Raw genomic sequence first — 23,575 nt, 5'->3', positions numbered from 1 at the left:
GTCCCTTCAGTTTATTATGTTATTTTTTTATTTCAATAAATTGGTAGGACCCCAAAACGTGATTATTATTTGCTTCCTCATATACATAAACCGAACGAAATATAGCAAGAGTTGCATTATGCTCTTGTATCTACATAACGTTTATTCGGTTTATTTGAGCTAACTTCAAAAGAGTTAGTTACCAATTAGTGTTTTATAGGATTCAACATTTTCTAATAGAAAATGTTAAATGATTAGTACGTACTTATACATAGGACAGGTAACCCTAACATTGTTCCAAAATCGGCCCGTATGTATCCGTTCGTCGATCCCTTAAAAATTGTAGGAGATTTCTTGCAATCTCGATTTCTTTTATATTGATTTCCTGGACCAGGATTCCTTCCTCATCATCTAATGATTGGACAATATCCCCCATTGGATTGCTTATGAAACTTCCACCATAGAATCTCATATCTTTTTCTTGGCCGACTCGGTTAACCGCAGCTACAAATACTCCATTGTGAATGCCGTGTGAAGAGATGGCTTTGGTCCAGGTTCTTCTAGTGGATAGCTCTGGATGATCCGGCTCCGAACCAATTGCGGAGGGATAGAATAGTATATCTGCTCCCTTCAATGTCAAAATACGGGCTACCTCCGGAAACCACTCGTCCCAGCAGATGCCGATTCCAATCTTCCCAAATTTCGTATCGTACACTGGATACCCTGTATTTCCTTGCGTAAAGTAATATTTTTCATGGTATTGAGGCCCGTCTGGGATATGGTTTTTCCGTGTTGTGCCTAAATGTTGTCCATTTTCATCAAAAACCGCCGCACTATTAAAATAAATCCCTTTTGCTACCCATTCATAGAAAGGAACGATTAACACGATTCCTAGCTCTTTGGAAAGTTCCTGCATCTCCTTTATAGCTACGTGGTCTAAAGGGATTGCTAATTGATAATTCTCTACAGAAACTGTTTGAGCAAAGTATTCAGAATGATAGAGTTCCTGTAAACAAATAACCTTTGCTCCTTGAGCTGCAGCTTCTCTGACCTTCACTTTTGTTTTTTCTACATTCACTTCAATTCGTTCATCACAAGTCAATTGAATTAATCCTATCTTCACTTTGCTCATATGGATACCTCCCCAACAATTTCATGGACAACCCTTCCGTCTACCATGGTAAAAACAACATTTGCATTTTTGATTTCCTCATATGGGACATCAAATAAGTTACGGTCAAGGACAATAATATCTGCAAGTTTTCCAGCCTCAATTGTTCCTAGTTCTTTTTCACGGAAAGACCCATATGCCGGAGCCGCAGTATAAGCAAGTAGCGCATCCTTTAATGAAATTCGTTCCTTTTCATCCCATGTTACACCTTCATCATCTAGCCTTGTAACAGCACGATAAATCCCTGACAACGGATCCAACTTTACAACTGGATAGTCGGTGCCAAATACAACATTTGTGCCATTATCTATCATCGTTTTTAGTAAAAAGGTATATTTCATTCGCTCTTGCCCGATTAAGTCCTCGTACACCTCCCTTTGTGAAACGTTGATATGTTCTGGCTGAACAGAGGCAAGTACTCCTAGTTTGTTAAACCTTTCGATGTCATCAGGATGAATCATTTCTACATGCTCTATTACATGACGGGAATCTCTCACCCCGTTTTTCCGCTGTGCTGCTTCAAAAGAATCCAAGGCTAATTTAACCGCTCCATCCCCAATACAATGGAAGCGAACCCGAAATCCTTCTTCATCAGCTTCTACTGTCCAATTTTTAATCGTCTCCTCAGGAAAAACTGTATTCCCCTTTGTCGTTGGATTGTTTGCATATTCATCTAGCAAATAGGCAGTATGACTGGTGGTGACTCCATCGACAAACTGCTTGAAGCCACAGAATTGAACCAAATTTGATGTATATTTCTCACGTAAACTTTTTGCCAGTCCCAAATCTCCGTTTAAGGGAGCAACAAAATGAATTCTTGCTGTTAACTTACCTTGTTTTTCATATTCACCATACAATTCAGCTTCTTCCACACCCATTTCTGGGATCCTTAATAAATCGTGAACAGAAGTAACTCCGCATTTAGCTGCTTCACGTAAGAAATTATTGAGTAACTTATCTTGCATTTCAAGATTAATAGGTAATGCTTTCGTGACAAAACCTACAGCGTGCTCAAGTAATAATCCTGTAGGCTCCCCATTTTCATCCCTAACAATCTCGCCGTATGGAGGATTTTTCGTATTTTTATCGATCCCTGCCAATTCCAACGCTTTGGAATTCACCCATGCACTATGAAATTCAGCCTGATATAACAGTACAGGTCTGTCCGAAATTACTTCGTCCAAGAAGGATCGGTGCGGCTGCCCATCCTCCCAAAGGCTTTGTTCCCAGCTACATCCTATGACAAAGGGGTCATCTATTTTGGTGTCTGCGTATGCTTTAACCATCTCAGCGGCATCTTTTGCCGATTTCGCTGAATTGAGCCGAACGCTATCATTCAATAAACCTCCTAACAACAAATGGATATGGAAGTCATGGAAACCCGGCATAATCAGTTGATCACCAAAATGGTAAATCCTCGTCTGACTATCTACATATTCAGCAAAACAACCTAATTCTAAAACTTCTATAATTTTATTTTCCTTGATTAATATAGACGCTGGAACGGGAGAGTCTGTTGACCCAGTTAAAACTGCATTCCCACTAATAACAATATCTGCTATGATCGGCATTGTAACCTCTCCTTATAGAGTAAAATCTTATTTTCGCATGCCACTTGTTTTATTTAAAAATTGCAAGTTCTATGCCAAATTAACTCTGGCTGTTCACTTAATCCTATTACTTTTGATTATTGTATCTTCTTTTATCATGATAATTTCTCCTTTATTTTTAAGTATGTTCACCTGATAAGTTTATTTCTGGTGGTGACTCTTTAAATCCTTTTGTTAATACCAGCATGTATACAAACCCCAGCACGAACCAAATCCCTCCAAGTACTTTTGAGTGAATATCTAAGTTCACAAGTAACCATAAATCAAGAACGGCTCCAATAAGTGGGATGATTAAATATAGAATGGTTCCTTTGAAAGATCGCTGTTTGTTCTTGATAAAGTAATAAAAAATTACAGAGAGATTAACACAAGTGAAGGCAAGGAAGGCTCCGAAGTTTATAAATGAAGCAACTAATGTCAAACTTAAAACTAATGCAAGTAGTGAAAACCCACTAATTACAAGAATGTTATTAACAGGAGTGTTATATTTTTTATGGAGAGTTCCGAAGAATCGCTTCGGTAATTGTCCATCACGCCCCATTGCATAGAGGACACGTGATGCACTTGCTTGAGAAGACATTGCAGATCCAAAGGCGGTGAATCCATAAACAGCTAAGAAGAAAGTAGCAAATGTTTTTCCGCCAACTAATGTAATAATTTCATTAGCTGCAGCATCCGCATTACTGAACGTATCATATAAAGGCCATACGTTATGTGCAAAATATGAAACGGCTATAAATAGAATTCCTCCTGTAAACATGATGATATAGATTGCGCGGGGAATGGTTTTTTCAGGTTGAATCGTCTCTTCAGCAAATGCTGTAGCAGAATCAAATCCAAGAAATGAGAAACAAAGAAGTGCTGCTCCTGCGACTATGAAAGAAAAGTGCTCATTCGTATTATAAAAAGATTCAAAACTCCAAAGTGTACCCGTTCCTGTGCCACCGGTAATTTCACGGATGGATAATCCGATAAATATAGCGATGAAAAGAAGGGCTAAAATTGTAAGGAGAGCATTTGCTTTCGTCGCCATTTTTACGCCTATCACATTAATCACTGTCACAATCAACAGTAAACTTAATACCCAAACATAAGCCGGTATAGATGGAAAAGCTGCCGAGAAGAAAATGCTAAATAATAAGTAATTGACCATTGGAATGAATAAATAATCCATTAAAATCGACCAACCTACGAGAAAACCAGCATAAGAATTAATTGATTTTTGTGTGTACGCATAAGCAGAACCTGCTGAAGGTATAACCTTTGCCATCTGTCCATAACTGTATGCCGTAAAGAACATCACACCTAAAGCGAGTAAGTAGGATCCTGGAACCATACCATGAGATAATTGAGCCGCGATTCCATATGTACTAAACACAGTGGCCAACGCCATAAATGAAAAACCAAATAGAACGACAGGAATAACCGTTAACGACCTCTTCATCCCTTTTGAATCTGACACATAACAACCCCCTTTATTTCTTTTTAGTTTCTACACATAAAACAAAGCAAAAAATATGCCATTTTGTCTTTTGTGGTGACACAAGCCTTAAGAAATCCTTTATCAAATGAGAAGAAATTTGTACTTGAAACCACAATTAAGTTCCAAAAACATGTAAAATTGCATACCTTATTCACATTTGCATAAAAAATCATCCTATTTAAGGTAATCTACTTTAAAAGGATGTCATTGTTATTCGTAGCACTAACAGGGCAGTTTAGTTGAAGATGAACTGAATAAATAAATAAATAAATAAAAACAGCCAGGTTCTGGCTGTTTTTTTATAAAAAATCCAAATTCTTGAAAATAAAAAAATCAATCAGATTTATGGGATAATTTTATGTTCCAGTTTTTCTCTATAAATTGAATTGCAGGTTGTAAATTTGTTTTGTTAGCAATTGAAATGACAGTGGGAACCACAGAAGGGTCCGTTTTGGATAAATTAGGGATCCGTGGATTTAACCGAAAAAAACGATTTCCTAGAAGCTGAGAACTGACCATGGATTCATAGTAACCGGATCCACTAGCGACTATTTGAAGAAATGGCAGTAAGGGTTCATTGGGAGATCGGTCCAAAAGAACTCCCCAATTTGGGGGAAGGTTCTTCATATTTTCGGGGCGTATGTTATCTGCACTCACCATCCCCCACCCCTTCGTATCTCTTCTTAATTGAGTCGGCTCTTCACCTGTTCCAATGGATAATACCGCAATTTGATCCAAAGGCTGTTTGGCTTTCCCCACTGCAAACGCAATACTGGCTGTACTGGGGTTAGTTGCTACTGTATACCCATCCACGTAGTTCTGATAGGCTCGTTGTGTCGCAGGAGCACCACTGCTCCGTAGTATTACATCACTCGCTTTCTCATTTAAATAGGGAGAGCCAGGAAAGTTGTGGAATAACACAGGAGTCCAACGATTCAGCTCCGGTGAGAATAAATGAAATGCAGGGACAACAATTCGTCTTTTTAAGTCTTTGAGGAGAAGATCTGGTGGGAAAAAGGTTTCTACCGCTTTAATGAAACCAGAATAAGGTAATTGTTGGTTATAAACAGGTCCACCTGGTCGGGAAACGCTGAATGCCGGCAGGATTTTATCCTTAAAAAACTGGAGTGTCTCCTTCGGCGATCTTCCACTTGCTAACGCAAGGGCAGTGAATGAACCGATTGAATTTCCCGAAAAAACATTGGTTCGACTAATTAATTTTGGGTTTTGCTGAGCCAGTCTGTTCAAAAGTTGTAAACTTAAAGCCCCTAAGGTGCCGCCTCCATCAAAGGTCATGATCCGATATTTTGTCAAAGCTGATTTCTCCTTTCTAATCTGATCATAAGTATCATTCAGTATATGTTTTATTTCGTGTCTAATGAATACCTCTTTGACCTGAAATCCTTCAGGAACCGGATTATGTAGCTAAGCATCCAAGGAAAGACTCCATCGAGTATATAAAAAAATACTACGACGAGGATAGAGGAGACTACGTTTGAGTGGCAGTACGTGCATACCAAAGCTACAAAGGTTACTTGGCCATTATTATGGACGAAAAGATAATAATGATTTGATCATGTTCGCTTCTACACAAAACGTAAAATGATAGTTTCTTTAAGGAGGGAGAAATCGTATGAAAAAGAAACATAAAAAAATATTATCTATGACAGTAGCTGTATTTGTGAGAAAATCTTATTAAACTGAGGGAGTTTAATAAGATATCTTCCATCTGTTTAATTGAGTGCCAGCTCATGTTATAATGGATAACTTAAGATAATTACTATTTTTACCTATAATTGAACGGATGCCAAGAAAAGCCTCCGCATAGCGATAAAATATGGAGGTGTAAGAATGAATAAACAATGGACGATTGGTAAAATTAAAGAATTTGTTGAGAAGAACTCGGAAAGTAAGTTGCTAACGACGGAATATCACGGTTTTTCTCAAAAGTTACTATTTAAATGTACATGTGGTAGCAACTTTGAAAAAACATTTACGAAATTTAAAAATAATAACCAACGTAAATGTGACGTGTGCCAACCGCCTAAAGCGGCACGATAATGTATAGCGAATAAACGAAGTGCCGATTTCTATTAAAGAGAAGTTGGCACTATTTTTATTTTAGGGGGAATAAAGTGGATTTCACTAAAGGGGCATATTAGTTGAATAACAATTGGGCTATTACACCTCAAAAACTGGACTATAAATTCTCAATAAACGGGCGCTTTAATGGGGAACGAAAAAAGCCCAATTCCTTAATATTAATACTAAGAAATTGGGCTTTTTAATATTGGAGTTTCTTAAAGTTGTAAATCCGTATTCTCCTGACGCTACACTTTATGATTTGATATTTGAATATCATTTTTTGTGAGTCATTTGTCTTGTAAAAAGGAGTTTTTCTTCCTTTGAATTTGCAACAATTATGGTCGTGTAAATACATTGATAAAAATGAGAAACTGTGGTAAATTTATATAGATACACCGATTATGTATTTTTGTATAAATTATCCCTATTTTAATTATACTTCATAAAATCCTTTTCAGTCAACTACTATTTTTATTTTTTTTAGGGAACATGGAACTTCGCCAGGAGCAGGAACGAGTGGACAGCGTAATTGGTTGATCAGATGAACAATTTTTGTAATATGATTCGTCTTGGTATTGAGCGATAAATGGGAGGGAAAGAAATGAAACCATATGTACTAGAGTTTCGGGAGATCGATAAAACGCAACTTTTGCTCGCGGGAGGAAAAGGGTCGAATTTAGGGGAACTATCGAAGATTCATGGAATACAAGTGCCAGAAGGATTTTGTGTTACGACAGAAGCTTATCAAAAAGCCCTCGAACAAAACGAAGCCTTCTACGCATTGTTGGATCAACTAACACTGCTAAAAGTAGAGGATCGAGATCAAATTGGTGAAATCAGCAGGAAGATTCGGAAAATCATTATGGAAGTAGAGATTCCCTCCGATGTAGTGAAGGCTGTTGCTCACTATCTCTCCCAGTTTGGCGATGAACATGCTTATGCAGTGCGTTCCAGTGCAACTGCTGAAGATTTACCACACGCCTCTTTTGCCGGTCAACAAGATACCTATTTAAATATCATCGGAAAAGAAGCAATCTTACAGCATATCAGCAAATGCTGGGCTTCCCTATTTACGGATCGTGCGGTAATCTACCGAATGCAAAATAGATTTGACCACAGACAAGTTTATTTATCCGTTATCGTTCAAAGGATGGTTTTCCCACAGGCTTCAGGGATTTTATTTACCGCTGATCCGATTACTTCTAACCGAAAACTGCTATCAATCGATGCCAGTTTTGGGCTTGGAGAAGCACTGGTCTCTGGCTTGGTATCTGCCGATTGTTATAGAGTACAGGAAGAGGAAATCGTCGATAAGATGATAGCAACCAAAAAATTGGCTATCTATGGACTAAAAGAAGGCGGAACAGAGACCCAGCAGATCGATCCCGATCAGCAAAAGACTCAAACACTTAATGAACAACAAATTTTACAACTAGCACGCACAGGAAGACAGATCGAAGCTTATTTTGGTTGCCCACAAGATATCGAATGGTGTTTGGTTGATGATACATTTTATATTGTCCAGAGTCGGCCAATCACTACTTTATACCCGATCCCTGAAGCGAATGATCAAGAAAATCACGTTTACGTATCTGTTGGTCATCAACAAATGATGACCGACCCCATGAAACCATTGGGAATGTCTTTATTTCAGTTGACATCTTTTGGACCAAGATTTAAAGCTGGCGGAAGGTTGTTTGTTGATGTAATAAATAATCTGGCTTTACCTGTCAGCAGAAAAATGTTATTAGATGCCATGGGACAACACGATCCGCTCATGAAAGACGCACTCATTACCATAATAGAGCGAGGAGATTTCATAAAATCTTTACCAAATGATAAGCAAGAACAGAGTTCCAGTAAAAGCAATAAAAGTGTGTCGTCTGCGGATTCTAGGGCACAAATCGAAAACGACCCGACAATCGTTTCTGATTTGATTAAGAGTAGTCAAACATCGATAGAAGAGTTAAAACAAAACATCCAAACGAAATTAGGATCGGATTTATTTGATTTTATTCTGGAAGATATCCAGATATTAAAGAAGATTTTATTTGACCCACAAAGTTCAGCTGTGTTTATGGCTGCTATAGATGCTTCATCATGGATCAATGAAAATATGAACGAGTGGTTAGGTGAAAAAAACGCAGCCGACACCCTTTCTCAATCTGTACCAAACAATATTACTTCAGAAATGGGTCTGGCGCTATTGGATGTCGCAGATGTGATTCGTCCTTATCCAGAAGTAATTGATCATTTACAACATGTTAAAGATGAAAACTTTTTGGATAAACTGGTTAAGTTTGATGGTGGACAGGAAACCCAAGACGCTATCTATGATTTTCTCAGCAAATACGGAATGCGATGTACCGGAGAAATCGATATTACTAAAACTCGTTGGAGCGAAAAACCAACTACACTTGTCCCCGTGATTCTTAGTAATATCAAAAACTTTGAGCCTAATGCTAGCAATCGGAAATTTGAGCAAGGGCGACAGGAAGCTTTGAAAAAAGAACAAGAGTTATTAGATCGATTGAAGCAATTACCGGATGGTGAACAAAAAGCCAAAGAAACAAAACGAATGATCGACCTAATCCGGAATTTCATCGGTTATCGGGAATATCCAAAATACGGCATGGTTAATCGCTACTTCGTTTATAAGCAGGCTTTACTGAAAGAAGCCGAACAACTCGTACAAGCGGGCGTTATTCATGAAAAAGAAGATATATACTATCTCACTTTTGAAGAACTTCACGAAGTTGTACGCACAAATAAACTAGATTACCAGATCATCAGCAAACGAAAAGACGAGTACAAATTATATGAAAAACTAACTCCACCACGTGTTATCACGTCTGATGGTGAAATCATTGTAGGTGAGTACAAACGAGAAAATCTCACAGCCGAAGCTATTGTAGGTCTACCGGTTTCTTCCGGAGTTATAGAGGGCAGAGCACGCGTCATCTTAAAAATGGAAGATGCAGATCTAGAAGATGGAGATATACTGGTTACAACCTTCACCGATCCTAGCTGGACACCATTGTTTGTATCCATAAAAGGACTTGTCACCGAAGTTGGCGGACTGATGACCCATGGAGCAGTCATCGCACGTGAATATGGCTTACCTGCCGTTGTCGGTGTTGAAAATGCCACCAAGCTGATAAAAGATGGGCAACGTATTCGAGTAAATGGAACAGAAGGTTATATAGAAATACTATAATTCATTACATGTAAATCATAAAAGATGAGCATTCGAATTAGGAGAATTATTGACATCATGGTGCTTTGCGGTCTATGTTAAGAACCCTGTCACTAGGACATATAAGGGGGCAGTAACTGAAGATCGATATTAATGTCTGTTAAGATTATCTTGAAATCGAGTCTTCTGTTAAAGGGCGCGATTGTTGAATAATTAAATCCCAATTTCTCATTTATATCACTGAAAGATTGGGAGTTTTAATAGTATAACGTTGTAAATCCGCGTTTTGCTAAAGATACCCCTTTTAGGGATTAAAGAAGTATGAGAAGGTGCTACCTGTAACAATAGGTAGCACCTCTTCTTGACCTTAAAGCCTTACAGGTCTAAACGAAAAACACCAAAATGCTTCCTCGTTTAACAATTTGTATCGATATCTTGATCCGATAGTGAACCTAAGCAATATGAGCTCAAGTCGATTATAAACAGAGGTTTTAAGCTCTTTTATTTGGCATCCGGGAACATTCTTTGTACCATATCACCAAACTCATTAAATAGTCCGCCAATCGGCTTTCCATTTTGAATATCGTTCCTGTAATCATTCATACTTTTAACAAAGTCAGGATTCGCAGAGACATAAACGTTGTCTACACTTTCATCATGTTTTTTTACATGATCAACAATTCTCTTTTCTAAGTCATTTGTCAGGTTCTTGTCATTTGTCAGATTCACGGCGACATATGCGTTATTATCTGTAATAATGACAGAGGCACCGTCTACATTATCCATGTCCTCTAGCCGATTTGCTACTTCATCAGCCACGCGCATTTTATTATCATTGTCATCATTGCTTAATTGCCTGGTATTGTAATCGTTGTCCCTGTTTCTGTCATTTACATTCAAGGTATTGTCCATGGCATTATTTTTATTGCTAGTATTCATTCCTACATTTTTTCCATTATCATTATTATCACTTACCCCGCAGCCCGTAAGGAATAGAGCAATCAAGGCGCTTGTTAAAAATGTGTATTTCATGTTAGTCACTCCTTTAAAAGTATTTACCCTAGTACTATCTGCTGTATTTCCGAGAATATTCATAAAAAAAGAACTTTATAATCGCTATGGATACTGCCCTAGTTTTCACGGGGAATAAACGATATTAATTTTATTTCAATAATTGCTGTTTCTGAATCTTACAGGGGTCATACCACATGCCCATCAAGCTAAGGCAAATACCGAAAAAAACGCTGTATTTTAATCACTATAATAACTATTTGTAATCAATATGTGGGGTTTAGCTCGTGTTGGCTATTAACAAAAAAGTACCTTGTTATTCTAATAATTCTTTTATTTCCATCTTTTATTCGCCTTTAGGTTGGATAATAATTTTTAATACGGAGGGAAATATAACGGCAGAATAAATAAGCTTCATACTAGCCCAATATTGCCAATATTGATATAGTTTATGTTCTTTTCTAGCCTATGTCCATAGCCTGTTCTACTGTTAAAACCTTTGCTCTAATTCAATGTGAACCAATCTTACTTCGATGACTATCAGACAGCTAAAAGCCTATATGAGCAGCGGGAACTGCTACACGAAGAATCACAGGGTTATCAAGAAAAAGAAGGTGAATCTGGTGTAAGAAAGATAGTTGGGTTACTCTCTGATTCTGATAGGGGAATAGTAATGCTAAGTCAGGAGGCAAACGATACAGTAGAAGAACTTGATAAAGAATGGGTTGAACTCATTAAAATGGTTAATAATTTGGAAATACCGATAAAAGAAATCAGAAATTTTGTATCAGACTATAAACGGTAGTAAGTTGAAAAAAAGGGGTACCGCAACATGCCCATCAAGCCAAGAAAATCGGTCACCCTCAAAACGATAAATTGAACTTAGAAGTTACAAGAAAGTCCAAAATTTCGTTCTGTGGGTACTACAAAACTTTAACTTGATGGCAATGGCGGTACCCCTTAAATAAAATATTTGGTTGATGAACTATTAAGTTTTCCTTGAATATACTAGATACTTTTATCTATAATCTCATTATTTTATATAAGTTGAAATTTTCATATATTATTTATAAATACTATACGGGAGTGGTGCCGTAGGAGGCATTTTATAATGTAGGTAGACATTTACCTTATTCTACATTTAAAGATAATAAGGCCCTTTATAGTTGCCCGCCAGATTTACTATAAATTTACTCTGAGAAAATATAAATATAATATTTTTACATTAGAATACAAAAAGAGCCTATTCAAAAAGCACCATTTTAGTTTAATGAGAGCAGCAGAAGGAGAAAATCAAGGTTCCAATATTAGAAACGAAAGGGGGATTTCCGTGACGAAAAATCTCCTCTCATCCCGATCGATGGGAGGATGCCCGCCATCCTTGTAAAGCGGGGCGACTTTCTCTAGCACAATGGAGTCGTCAACATGATCGATATAATCAATGAGTTCCGCACCAAAGTTTCGCTACGGTGCGTTTTTGTTTTTTTACTTAATTTTACGAGATTTTTGAATAGGCTCTTAAAATACATAAAATTTGGAGGTTTTCTGTAATGAAAAGAATTTTATCCATTACCGTCGTATTAACGATGATATTCGTTATGTTATCGACCACCACAGACGCACTTGCAAACGCATCGGGCGACAAACTCGTCAAAATCGACAATATGCAGCCGGTTTACGGTCAAACGATCACCGCCAGTGTAATCATGAATCATGGTTCAATGGGCAAAAATCTAACATTTCAATGGCAAGTACAGGAATCACGTATAAGCGATCAATATATTAATGTAAAATCGGGTGGTAAATCCAAAAGCTACACCGTAACGTTAAATGATATTGGTAAAAAATTGCGCGTTGTAGTTGGTTTACCATCAAATGGTGACAAAAAAACTTCATTGCCCACGAACGCAGTATTAAATGCCAACCCCCTTATTGCATCGATGAAATTCGACAATAATTTAAAGGACGATGCTAATCAAGAGAACTTGGAAGGGAAAGGAAATTATAGTTATGTAGACGGTGTATTACCTGGGACCAAAGCTCTGCACTTAGAAAGCGGAGACGGCAATTATGTCGGTACGAAGCATAGCTTGAATTTTGGTAATGACAGTTTTACCATATCCTTCTGGTATAAGGGCGACACTAAGAATAATCAGGTAATATTATCAAACAAGGATTTTAGTAACGGCTCTAACGCAGGCTGGGCGATTTACACATCAGCCAATTCGGTCAACATGAATTTAGGATTCCCGACCGCAAAAGATAAGAACATTTCCTTTGGGCGCAATACGTTTGATGCTTCCGATTGGCGTTACGTGACATATGCCGTAGACAGAAATAAAATGCTCGCGTCGTTGTATATTGATGGTTACGAAATGGCTGAAACTACGCTGAAGCTTGGAACTTTAGATACATCGAACCCATTAAAAATAGGTGTCGACGGTTTGGGCAACCTCGGCGGTAATTCATTCGATATAGCTGATCTGATGGTTTGGAAAGGTGTTTTGAGCAGTGATGTAGTTCAAGCGAATTATAATAGTTACGCTGTAAATAAAGTAGATATGAACGCACTTAACGACACAATATCAGAAGCAAATGCAATCAAAGCAGGCGGTCTCGGCAACGGCTTCAGCGAATCCGATTTTGATTATTTGAAAAAGGTTTTGAATAAGGCAACTACGGTTGCAACAACGCAAAAAGAAAAATTATTTACACAGGAAACGATCAATTATTACGAACGTGAACTAACCAATGCCATCTTCATCTATCAAAAAAGTAATAAAACAGCAACGCCCGCCGATTTAAATATGATTGTGAACAGCGATACGGAAATCAGTGGTAATCCTGCTGCAATCGCGCGAGTGGAAGATGATTTCAGAAAAAGCCTGAAAATATTCTCGCAAGCCGACGTAATGTTGATTCCCGGCGACGTTACCGGCGGTAACAATGCCATCGAATATCTGTGGATGAATGAGCTGACAAAAGTCTACAATAAACTTAAAGATGAAAGTTTATTTGACAATATCGCGCTTTATTTAGTAAGAGGCAACCATGATATGGGCGGCGCCGAAAAATTAATTCCTGTTGGTTCGGCGGGCGCTTGGAACGAATCTACGAAATCGTACGATAACAATTTCTTTAACGATGCTTATCGGGTCAAGATAAAAGGATATAATCTTGTGGTTTTTGACGGAAATTATGACAACAACAACACGTCTGGAAAAGCTAAAAATTTCCTTGACCAAATTAAAAAAGAAGCGGATTACGATCCAACCAAACCGATATTTGTATCTTCTCATTTCCCTATCAGCGGAACCAATTGGGGATCGGCATGGAGCACCGCAGGAAGTAATAATGTAGGTAAATATATTGCTGACAATAATTTGTCGCAGGTAGTCTATCTGTCAGGTCATACGCATTACGATCCGACCGACGAACGTTCACTCTATCAAGGTGCGGCATCGTATTTCGATGCTGGTTCGACGAATTATTCTAGTTATATTGATGGCGGTCCGTCCGGCGGATATATTGAAGGTGCATATATCAATTATAATACCACACCTCGCATCTCGAATTTCATAGAGGTTTATGGTACAAAAGTTATCATCAAACATTATAATTTAAGCACAGAAGAATTTGTAGGCATACCTTCTGTAGTCTACGTTGGCGAAGGCAAAGATGCCTTTACGTATAGCAAAAGCGATACAAGAGAACTCATCGCTCCGCAGTTTGATGAGGGTATTACGATCAATTCCTTCAAAAACAACGAACTTACTTTTACAATGAAGCAAGCCAATGACAATGTGCGTGTGTTGGAATACAATGTTCAGCTTATCAACAAGCTTACCGGGGAAGTTGACAAATCGTTTAACAGTCTTTCGCTGCCGCTAGACAAGCCATTCGATGAACACAGGGAATACAAGATTACAGGTTTGTCGCCGATTACTCCATATACCCTCCGAGTATTCGCTGCGGATTCCATGTATAACCGTTCGTCGCAGGACATTGACATTACGCCTCAAGGTGTTAATTTAGAGAGCATCACTGCACCTGCTGACAAAACAGGGGTGGCAATCGGAGCGGCGAAGACAGCAGACGCCCTTGGATTGCCAAAGACAGTATCCTTGGTTACCGATGGTGGTGGTGGCGATGCCAAAGTGACATGGGATGTAGATGCTTCAAACTATGATCCTGCTGTAACGACTGTACAGACCTTCAATGTAAATGGAGCTGTAACTTTGCCAACTGGGGTGGCAAATCCAAATAACGTGCCTTTGACAACAAGCATTAAAGTAACTGTTAATAAGATCCCTCAGTCACAAATGAAGGCAACGGCGACAAGTCAGGAAACAAGTGGTGAAAATAGTGCTGCATCCATGGCGATTGACGGAAACCCAGAAACGCTGTGGCATACAAAGTGGGATAAATCTGATGTTCTCCCTCAATCGATTACTTTAAACCTTGGAGGAGCTTACAAAGTCAATAAAGTCACGTATTTACCAAGGCAATCGGGGCTAAACGGAAATATAACAAGCTATAATGTATATGTAAGTACGGATGGAGTGACCTTTACCAAGGTTGCAAGCGGAAGTTGGGCAAATAACAATGTGGAGAAAGAAGCAATTTTTGACTCGACAGATGCATCATATGTAAAGCTCGAAGCAACGGCGGGTGTTAACGGCTGGGCATCGGCTGCGGAGATTAGCGTCCTTGCAACAAAAACTGTAAAGAATTAGCTTCTAACTTAAAAGAATTTAATGTATTGAATTCTGCATTTGAAGATGAGATTGATGAGGATTAATAAACAAAAATTTCCAATACTAGCTAATAAAAAACTTATTAGTTATTCAATTAAAGGGCGCATTAATTGAACAACGAATTTTTTATTTTATTGTAGTAAATCTTAATGTTGTTGTAGTAAATGAGGTCATATGTAGTACAAAGAAGGATAGATAAAGCAAATTTTATCTATCCTTCTTTTTTTTGCCTTATATGGGGTCCCAGTAGCAAAACGCGGAAAACATACGCTAAGCAATATCCTAATAAAAAAACCGACTTTTCTTACGCTAAGTGGGGTCCCACCACATGCCCATCAAGTTAATATTTTTATGTCCCCCAAAGTGAAAAAGTCGAGCTTTGTTTAGCTAGTAACTAAAATTTTCATTTTGGGGGCATTTATTTTCTTAGCTTGATGGCTATGGGGTACCGCCACATCGCCATCAAGCTAATCGTGCCAAGAGTTAATATGAAAGTGTGTTCTCTTTATTTTGCTACAGTAATACTAAAATTGTGCATGACAAAAAAACCTATTAAATAGGTTTTTTTTAAAATATTAGGAAACTTTGAGTTTTTGTGACATCGAATAATCATAGACAACACCTAAGATATCAAAGACCGTTTTCTTGTTATAACGATGACATTTCCGTCTTCTCCAAAAGGTAAAACAGACGGAGAAAAGTCGTTGATAGTTCTTGGGTGTCCTTTTGTAATCCTTGATAAAACAATAAATAATAGTCTTTTATCATATAGATAGATTTATATTCACTTAACTCCTTCTTTTTCTTGTCTAAAAGTAACTGACGCATTTTAAACATGGTAGAGGAACAGAGTAAAATGCTAATCAGTTGGCCATACAAGTGACACTCTAAGCGTTCCCTCTTGATCTCTTTGCACTTGTCAATTTGAAAGAAAGATTTCCATGTTTTAAATAGAATTTCAATCTGCCAACGTAACGAATACAGGTCATGGATATGTTCCGTTGGAACTTCTTCTAAAGAAAGATTTGTAATATATACGCTCATTCCACTTAATCGTTTGCTTCGGTCTTTATAGGTAATGCCCTTCTTCTTTTCTTTTTTTGCTTGTTCTTTCAATCTTTTCTCTGTTTGTGCCTCAGTTAGTCGATGAATAACCACTCGTGCGGGTAGTTTTTGATACAGCCCAATGTATGCTTCTGAAATTTCGAGTGTTTGACCAGGTTGTAATTGATTCATAAGCTCTTCCCTGTCTAACTGAATAAAGAGAGTACCTTTCTTCACAGTCCCATTTCGAAAAAACTCTGGTTCATCGTTCTTAGATACGAGAATTTAACTTCAAACGTGAGACATAGTAAGCGCCTTCATCATTCATTTTCTCTCCTTTCTCCTACATAAACGTGGAGGAACTTCCCACTCAATAAGTCATATTCAAGTTGGAATTTAACAACTGCGGTATGGCTGCTTCCGCCAGAACCTTGATAATGTGAGGAAAACTTATCTGGAAGTTGAAATGTTGTAGAATCTAGGATCCGAATACGTTTAAAAGTCGTGGAGTATGGGTGAAGTATTTCTTGTGTTGAATGAATTCTTTGAGTGAGAAGATTAGCTAGAACTTGTTGAAGAAACTGTACGGCTGAACCATTAAATCGTTGATTAAGCCCTTCGGGGCTCATAAGGACACCTGTAGATGCTTCGAGATGGCTACACAATTGTGTGAGTGGCGTACTCGCGACCTGTTGACTAAGCCATACACATAAAGCAAATAATTCTTGTGCTTGATATTTACTTGTACGTTGAACAAAACCAACTTCTTTAGCTAATTGTTGTAGAGAAGACGGAGATAAGTAGTTTTGAAGTTCTTGAGAAAAGAGATTCATTTCGTCTGAAACAGAAAAACTCATAGAAAACGCCATCCTTCCTGTATATTTCTACAAAAAGAATAGCGTTTTTTTTCGTTATGATGATACAAATTCACCTTAGCTTGATGGCGATGGGGTCCTACCGTAGATATGTCCCCTAACGGCGTTGACGAAATTTTAAATGTAGGCTATTATGTACGTATATTATTGGAATTGGGTAGTAATTGTTTAAATACAAGCTAAGCCTATTCATTAGTGTGCAGAGAAGACTTTAGGTACTTCTATGCATTGTAATGAATGGGCTTTTTTTTGTTATATTGGGATGATAGATAATCCCCCTAAAATGAAATATACAATGAATCCATACTAAAATATCCTTGATTGGAGTGAAATATATGGAAATTAAAAGGCTTCTAAATAACAATGTCGTTATTACGGAAGATAAAAACGGTGAAGAGATAATTGTTATGGGAAAAGGAATAGGCTATCAAAAATCAAAAGGTGATGTGATTGATGAAAGGAAGGTAAACAAAATTTTTCGCATAGCCAATCAAGATATATCTACTAAATTACAAGAACTGCTAAATAACATACCCATTGAGCATATGAAACTCACAGATGAAATTATTGGATATGCCCAAAGCAAATTAGGTAAAAAACTCAATGAAGGTATTTATATTTCATTGAGTGATCACACCCATACTGCAATTCAAAGAATTAGAGAAGGAATTCAGATGAAAAATGCACTTCTTTGGGAGATAAAACGATTTTATAAAGATGAATTTAATATTGGAATGAAAGCACTGGATATTATAGAAAAAGAAACACATATCCGTTTACCTGACGATGAAGCAGGTTTTATTGCTTTTCATATTGTAAATGCTCAGTTGGGTAAAGAACAGCCAATCGTACAAGAGATTACACAGTTGATTCAAGAAGTGCTGACAATTGTTAGAGTTCATTTTGGTATTGAGATTATGGAAGAATCGGTTTCCTCTTATCGTTTTATTAGCCATTTAAAGTTTTTCGCTTCCCGGCTAATTACGGATAGCACATACAGTGATGGATCTGATGAAGAGTTACTTGAGATTATTAAAAACAAGTACGTGAAAGATTTTGAATGTGTTTCGAAGATTCAACTATTTATCCATAAGAAATACGGATACGATTTAACCTCAAATGAAATAATTTATCTGACCATTCATGTAGCAAAGGTAGTTCGGGAGTCGAGTAGATAGGTAAAGGAACATTAAAGGTGGTGATGACTGTAAACATGCAATACATAGCTGGATGGTAACATTAAGTTGGCCAAACCTTCACTATTTTTGTTAATAAATACAAGAAAAAATGGAGGATTAAAAAATGGGGAAATACAACGAATTAGCAAAAAAAATTATTGAAAATATAGGTGGAAAGGAAAATATAAATAGCTTAACACATTGTGTGACTCGACTACGGTTTAAATTGAAGGACGAGGACATCGCAAATGATGACATCCTAAAAAATATAGATGGTGTTGTCACGGTCATGAAAAGTGGTGGGCAGTATCAAGTCGTTATCGGAAACCATGTACCACAAGTATATGATGACATTAGTGCACTGATTGACGTAGATCAACTGAATGCATCCCATCAAGGTGAGCAAAAGCCTGAAAAATTACTAAATAAGGCAATTGACATCATATCAGGCATATTCCAGCCAATATTAGGTATTATGGCTGCATGTGGTATGTTGAAAGGACTAGATGCGCTGTTCGTTGCTATAGGATTATATAGCCCAACTTCGGGTGGCTCAATGGTCATTAACGCAATCGGTGATGCCCTATTTACTTTTCTACCATTGTTTTTAGGTTATACTTCAGCTAAAAAGTTTGGTTTGAAACCCATGTTAGGCTTAGTTGTAGGGGCTATTATGTGTTACCCAAACATACAAGCTAGTGTTGTTTCTTCAAGTACTAATGCAATGTATACATTATTTCAAGGTTCCATGTTTGAAGCGCCGATTTACATTGACTTCTTTGGCATACCTTTAATTTCGATAGATTATACAGGGACAGTTATTCCTGTTATTTTAGCTGTATATTTTGCTGCAAAATGCGAAAAAGTTTGTAATAAGGTTGTACCAGATTTACTTAAATTCTTCTTTGTTCCGATGCTTACATTATTAATTGCATTACCAGTTGCATTTATTGTAATTGGCCCACTTGCAACATTTGGCTCAACGGTTGTTTCTGAATTTGTATTTGCAGTTAGAGACTTCAGCCCAGTGTTTGCTGGCATCATCGTAGGAGCTACGTGGCAAATACTAGTTATCTTTGGTATGCACTGGGGATTCATACCTGTATATCTAAATAACATTATGACTATGGGATACGATAATGTGATGATGCCTTTCTTTGCTTGTACTTTTGCAACTGCGGGAGTTGTCCTAGCAATTTTACTTAAAACAAAAGACAAGAAGATGAAGGAAATGTCTTTGCCAAATTTCCTATCCAGTATATTCGGGGTAACAGAACCAGCTATTTATGGAATTCTATTACCCTTAAAGAAACCATTTATTATAAGTTGTATTGCTGGTGGGATCGGTGGAGGATTCTATGGATTCTTTAATTTAAGAAAGTTCATGGCTGGTGGAATGGGTATTTTTGAATTACCCGCAATGATTGAACCGGATGGAGCAATGGGGAATTTAATTGTCGCGGTTATCGGTATTGCAATTTCGATGGTAGTGGCATTTATATTGACGATGATTGTCTATAAAGATAAAGAGACTGTTTACGCAGGTGTGAATGAGGCTCAAATTGAAGTTATCCAAGAGGAAAAGAAAAGTAGATTAGAGAAAGAAATAATTGAAAGCCCAATAAAAGGTGAAGTGATGCAATTAAAAGATATAGAAGATGCGGCTTTTTCATCAGGTGTATTAGGTAGTGGAGTTGCAATCGTACCTGCAGAAGGAGTGGTTGTGGCCCCTGTTAATGGGGAAGTAACAGCGTTATTCCCTAGTTTACATGCGATTGGAATTATATCGGAGAATGGAGTGCAGATTCTGATTCATGTTGGTCTAAACACAGTCCAATTAGAAGGTAAAGGATTTAAAGCTTATGTAAAACAAGGCGATAAGGTGAGGAAAGGTCAAAGGTTGTTAGATTTCAATATTGAAGAAATAGAACAAGCTGGTTACAGTGCTGTTACTCCAATAGTTATTACGAATTCCGCAGATTATTTGGAGGTTGCGGAGTATAAAGAGGGTAACGTGGATAGAGGAACGAATTTAATTACGGTTATATTTTGATATCAAAGACGGCCTAATCTAGGCAAAAAAGTTTTCTGTACACGGTCATTAGGGATAATACTTCGATACTGGAGGAATGAGTGATGAAGTTTAGTGATGATTTTTTATGGGGTGGGGCTACCGCAGCCAATCAATGTGAAGGGGGATATGACGAAAATGGGAGAGGACTTTCGAATGTTGATGTGTGCCCAACAGGAGAAGCTCGATCTTTAGTAATTACAGGAAAGCTGAAAATGTATAATTTTGATGAAAATTACTATTACCCAGCTAAAAAAGGTATTGATATGTACCATCATTTCAAGGAAGATATTCAACTATTTGCTGAAATGGGCTTTAAGGTTTATCGAATGAGTATTGCTTGGAGTAGAATCTTTCCATTAGGTGATGAAGAAAAACCAAATGAAGCGGGACTTCAATTTTATGAAAGTTTATTTAAAGAATGCCGTAAATATAATATAGAGCCACTCGTAACCATTACTCACTTTGATTGTCCGATGCACCTGATTAAAGAATACGGTGGCTGGAGTAACCGTAAAATGATTGATTTCTATGTACAACTATGCCAAGTTATTTTTAAAAGATATAAGGGTTTAGTTAAATACTGGTTAACATTTAATGAGATTAATATGATTTTACATGCGCCATTCATGGGGGCGGGAATTTATTTTGAAGAAGGTGAGAATGAAGAAAAGATAAAATATCAAGCTGCACACCATGAACTTATTGCAAGTGCCAAGGCAACTAAAATGGCTCGTGAAATAGATGAAAATAATGTAGTCGGTTGTATGTTTGCGGCAGGGAGTGTATATCCTTATAGTTGTAATCCAAATGATGTTTGGGAAGCAACAAAATTAGATCGGGAAAATTATTTCTTTGTTGATGTACAAGCAAGAGGAAAATATCCAAACTATGCTCTAAAAGAAATGGAACGTAATGGGACGATGCCAATAATGGAGAAGGGGGATGAAGAGCTCCTCGCAAAATATACAGTAGATTTTATTTCCCTTTCTTATTATAACAGTCGCTGTGTAAGAACAGATGGCGATGAGGGAGATAATGCAGAAGGAAATTTATTTGCATCCACCAAAAATCCTTATTTGGAGTACAGCCAATGGGGATGGCCCATCGATCCATTGGGGCTAAGAATTACTCTAAATCATGTCTACGATCGTTATGAGAAGCCATTATTTATTGTAGAAAATGGGTTAGGGGCAAAGGATGAAGTGGACAAAAATGGTTATGTGGAAGACGATTATAGAATTGATTATTTAAGAGAACACATCCAAGCGATGAAAGATGCGATTCAGGTTGATGGGGTAGATATTTTAGGATATACAACATGGGCACCTATAGATTTAGTGAGTGCTGGATCTGGCGAGATGGACAAGCGGTATGGATTTATTTATGTTGACCAGGACAATAAAGGAAATGGAACATTAAAAAGAAGTAAAAAGAAGAGCTTTTATTGGTATAAAAAAGTTATTTCCACGAATGGCGAAGATTTAGATTAACTAGTGTAGATGGCTTAGTCACAGGGTTTCTGCTCTAGTCCGTCAGATAAACCCCTAATAGAAGCCGATGATTCACTCTAAAGAATCATCGGCTTTTTCATCTAAAAAATAGTAAAACAGTTAAACCAATAACACAACTTTGAACTATCCTGCCCAGTTTGTTACGTAAGAAAAAGGTTGCTGCAGCAACCTCTCTTATTGCGGTTCAGCCACATACTACCCATCAAGCCAAGAAAATCGGTCACCCTCAAAACGATAAATTGAACTTAGAAGTTACAAGAAAGTCCAAAATTTCGTTCTGGGGTACTACAAAACTTTAACTTGATGGCAATGGAGGTACCGCCATTGGCGGTATCCCTAAAAGATAAAAATCGTCTCATTCTTGATCAATTGGAGACTGCAAATGGTCATTATATGTATCAAGGTAAAGTTGTCCATTTGCACCTAAAACTCCATAGGTCACGTCGTTTACCCACAAATTGCGCTTCTTTAACTCTTTCTCTAGCCACGAGAGAGTAATTTTATTCTCCTTCAAATTTTTATCAATGATTTTTCCATCCATAATTAATTCAATAGGAAGCCTGTATTCTGGACTGGACGCGATCCATAAATCTTGTCTTGTCACGGTACGATACTGAGGCTTTTTCAATAAAGTTAATGTTCCGTTGATTTCAAGAATAGCAAAAAGAACCTCTTCAATATCAAATGCATTTTTTTCTCGTAGTTCTTGATTTAAGTAATCTAAGGTATAACGCATCTTTTTCATGTTATGTTCTAATATTTTTCCATTCTGAATGACAATGGTTGGATCTCCAGCAAAAAACTTACGAGCCTTTTGGCTTTTTAAGCACATATAGGCAATAAGAAAAGTTATACCAACAAAGATACCGAAAGAAAGCAAGAGATGGTAGGCTTTAATATGAGTATTAAACGCTAAATTCGCTACAATTGCACCCATTGTGATAGCTATAACAAAATCAAAATAGGTCATTTGAGCTAGAGTTTGTTTACCCAAAAAACGGGTAGTAATTATCAAAATAAAAAATGCTCCGAACGTACGAAGGATGATTTCAATATAATCAGGCATATTCTTCCTCCAGATGAGTCAACTATTTCTTTATTTCTTATATCATTATAGTCAGGTTCTTTTTTTATAAACATCCGTTTTTTTGCATACAACTAGAAATCCTATCCAAAGGAATCTATTTAGAATACTCGGTTCAAGAAATCATGATTTGGTATCTAAATAGGAACCAGAATTATTGGTTCCGATAGATAGCGCACTTTATGTTAAGTAAGGTTTATAGTGACATAAAAAATTAATCTTTTCGGTGCAACCGTACAAAGATGAACGGTCTTTTTTTGCTTTAAGAGGTGATCACACACAGTTTAAACCAAATAGAACGCATACTATACATTAGGTTTAACTTACCAGGTATATATATAGGAGAAAATGCTAATGGCTAAGAATTAAAATAATGAATTCCAGAAATCAATGGGGTGTTTATGAATGAGACAAGGAAAATGAAATCCTATGATTTTTAATAGAGAACATTACATACAAGAGAGTTTCTAAGTTGTTATAGTAAGAAGCAAAGTTATGAACGGCTTTCTGAAGAACA

The 23,575-nt window shown here is 37.2% G+C and carries 13 protein-coding genes and 2 pseudogenes; 7 read left to right on the top strand and 8 right to left on the bottom strand.

Annotated elements, in window-relative coordinates:
- Nucleotides 1-265: 265 nt before the first annotated feature.
- The 4 genes from AKG34_RS19740 to AKG34_RS19725 all read right to left on the bottom strand — a co-directional run bounded on the left by AKG34_RS19740 (nucleotide 266) and on the right by AKG34_RS19725 (nucleotide 5,557).
- A complete protein-coding gene (locus AKG34_RS19740) occupies nucleotides 266-1,111 on the bottom strand; it encodes a carbon-nitrogen hydrolase (RefSeq protein WP_053347674.1) in 846 nt (281 codons plus the stop codon).
- A complete protein-coding gene (locus tag AKG34_RS19735) occupies nucleotides 1,108-2,721 on the bottom strand; it encodes an amidohydrolase (RefSeq protein ID WP_053347673.1) in 1,614 nt (537 codons plus the stop codon). The genes AKG34_RS19740 and AKG34_RS19735 overlap by 4 nt, the downstream gene beginning before the upstream one ends.
- Nucleotides 2,722-2,878: 157 nt before the next feature.
- Nucleotides 2,879-4,222, bottom strand: a complete 1,344-nt coding sequence (locus AKG34_RS19730) for an APC family permease (RefSeq protein ID WP_330219164.1) — start codon at nucleotides 4,220-4,222, stop codon at nucleotides 2,879-2,881.
- 354 nt (nucleotides 4,223-4,576) lie between these two features.
- Complete coding sequence (locus tag AKG34_RS19725) at nucleotides 4,577-5,557, bottom strand: sporulation hydrolase CotR (RefSeq protein WP_053347672.1); 981 nt, start codon at nucleotides 5,555-5,557, stop codon at nucleotides 4,577-4,579.
- A 537-nt stretch (nucleotides 5,558-6,094) separates the two neighbouring features.
- Here AKG34_RS19725 and AKG34_RS19720 point away from each other — a divergent pair.
- Together AKG34_RS19720 and ppsA are read left to right on the top strand one after the other, a co-directional pair.
- Nucleotides 6,095-6,304, top strand: coding sequence for a hypothetical protein (locus tag AKG34_RS19720; RefSeq protein WP_053347671.1), 210 nt, complete (start codon nucleotides 6,095-6,097; stop codon nucleotides 6,302-6,304).
- Nucleotides 6,305-6,929: 625 nt separating this feature from the next.
- Nucleotides 6,930-9,545 carry a phosphoenolpyruvate synthase gene (ppsA, locus tag AKG34_RS19715; protein ID WP_053347670.1) on the top strand — a complete coding sequence of 872 codons (2,616 nt, stop codon included), beginning with the start codon at nucleotides 6,930-6,932 and terminating at the stop codon, nucleotides 9,543-9,545.
- Nucleotides 9,546-10,025: 480 nt separating this feature from the next.
- On the opposite strand, the gene AKG34_RS19710 is transcribed toward ppsA, so the two are convergent.
- On the bottom strand, nucleotides 10,026-10,556 hold the full coding sequence (locus AKG34_RS19710) for a YhcN/YlaJ family sporulation lipoprotein (RefSeq protein WP_053347669.1): 531 nt from the start codon (nucleotides 10,554-10,556) through the stop codon (nucleotides 10,026-10,028).
- A 652-nt stretch (nucleotides 10,557-11,208) separates the two neighbouring features.
- On the opposite strand from AKG34_RS19710, the gene AKG34_RS29355 reads away from it, so the two are divergent.
- Both AKG34_RS29355 and AKG34_RS19705 read left to right on the top strand, forming a co-directional pair.
- Nucleotides 11,209-11,340, top strand: a complete 132-nt coding sequence (locus AKG34_RS29355) for a hypothetical protein (protein WP_269083745.1) — start codon at nucleotides 11,209-11,211, stop codon at nucleotides 11,338-11,340.
- A gap of 745 nt (nucleotides 11,341-12,085) precedes the next feature.
- A complete protein-coding gene (locus AKG34_RS19705) occupies nucleotides 12,086-15,271 on the top strand; it encodes a discoidin domain-containing protein (RefSeq protein WP_053347668.1) in 3,186 nt (1,061 codons plus the stop codon).
- A 596-nt stretch (nucleotides 15,272-15,867) separates the two neighbouring features.
- Here AKG34_RS19705 and AKG34_RS29750 read toward each other — a convergent pair.
- Together AKG34_RS29750 and AKG34_RS29745 are read right to left on the bottom strand one after the other, a co-directional pair.
- A pseudogene (locus AKG34_RS29750) lies at nucleotides 15,868-16,658 on the bottom strand (IS4 family transposase); the annotation flags it as partial.
- A 4-nt stretch (nucleotides 16,659-16,662) separates the two neighbouring features.
- Nucleotides 16,663-17,193 (bottom strand): annotated as a pseudogene (locus AKG34_RS29745) (IS4 family transposase); the annotation flags it as partial.
- Between the two features lie 353 nt (nucleotides 17,194-17,546).
- Here AKG34_RS29745 and licT point away from each other — a divergent pair.
- The 3 genes from licT to AKG34_RS19685 all read left to right on the top strand — a co-directional run bounded on the left by licT (nucleotide 17,547) and on the right by AKG34_RS19685 (nucleotide 21,953).
- Entirely contained in the window at nucleotides 17,547-18,389 is an 843-nt protein-coding gene (gene licT, locus AKG34_RS19695; RefSeq protein ID WP_053347667.1) for a BglG family transcription antiterminator LicT, read from the top strand.
- A 124-nt stretch (nucleotides 18,390-18,513) separates the two neighbouring features.
- Nucleotides 18,514-20,442, top strand: coding sequence for a beta-glucoside-specific PTS transporter subunit IIABC (locus AKG34_RS19690; RefSeq protein WP_053347666.1), 1,929 nt, complete (start codon nucleotides 18,514-18,516; stop codon nucleotides 20,440-20,442).
- Nucleotides 20,443-20,525: 83 nt separating this feature from the next.
- Nucleotides 20,526-21,953, top strand: a complete 1,428-nt coding sequence (locus tag AKG34_RS19685; RefSeq protein WP_053347665.1) for a 6-phospho-beta-glucosidase — start codon at nucleotides 20,526-20,528, stop codon at nucleotides 21,951-21,953.
- Nucleotides 21,954-22,329: 376 nt separating this feature from the next.
- On the opposite strand, the gene AKG34_RS19680 is transcribed toward AKG34_RS19685, so the two are convergent.
- Nucleotides 22,330-23,040 carry a DUF421 domain-containing protein gene (locus tag AKG34_RS19680; protein ID WP_053347664.1) on the bottom strand — a complete coding sequence of 237 codons (711 nt, stop codon included), beginning with the start codon at nucleotides 23,038-23,040 and terminating at the stop codon, nucleotides 22,330-22,332.
- Nucleotides 23,041-23,575: the final 535 nt, after the last annotated feature.

It is taken from the genome of Peribacillus butanolivorans, assembly GCF_001273755.1.
In the GTDB taxonomy this organism is placed as follows: domain Bacteria; phylum Bacillota; class Bacilli; order Bacillales; family DSM-1321; genus Peribacillus; species Peribacillus butanolivorans.
This window is presented reverse-complemented; position numbering and strand designations above follow the sequence as displayed.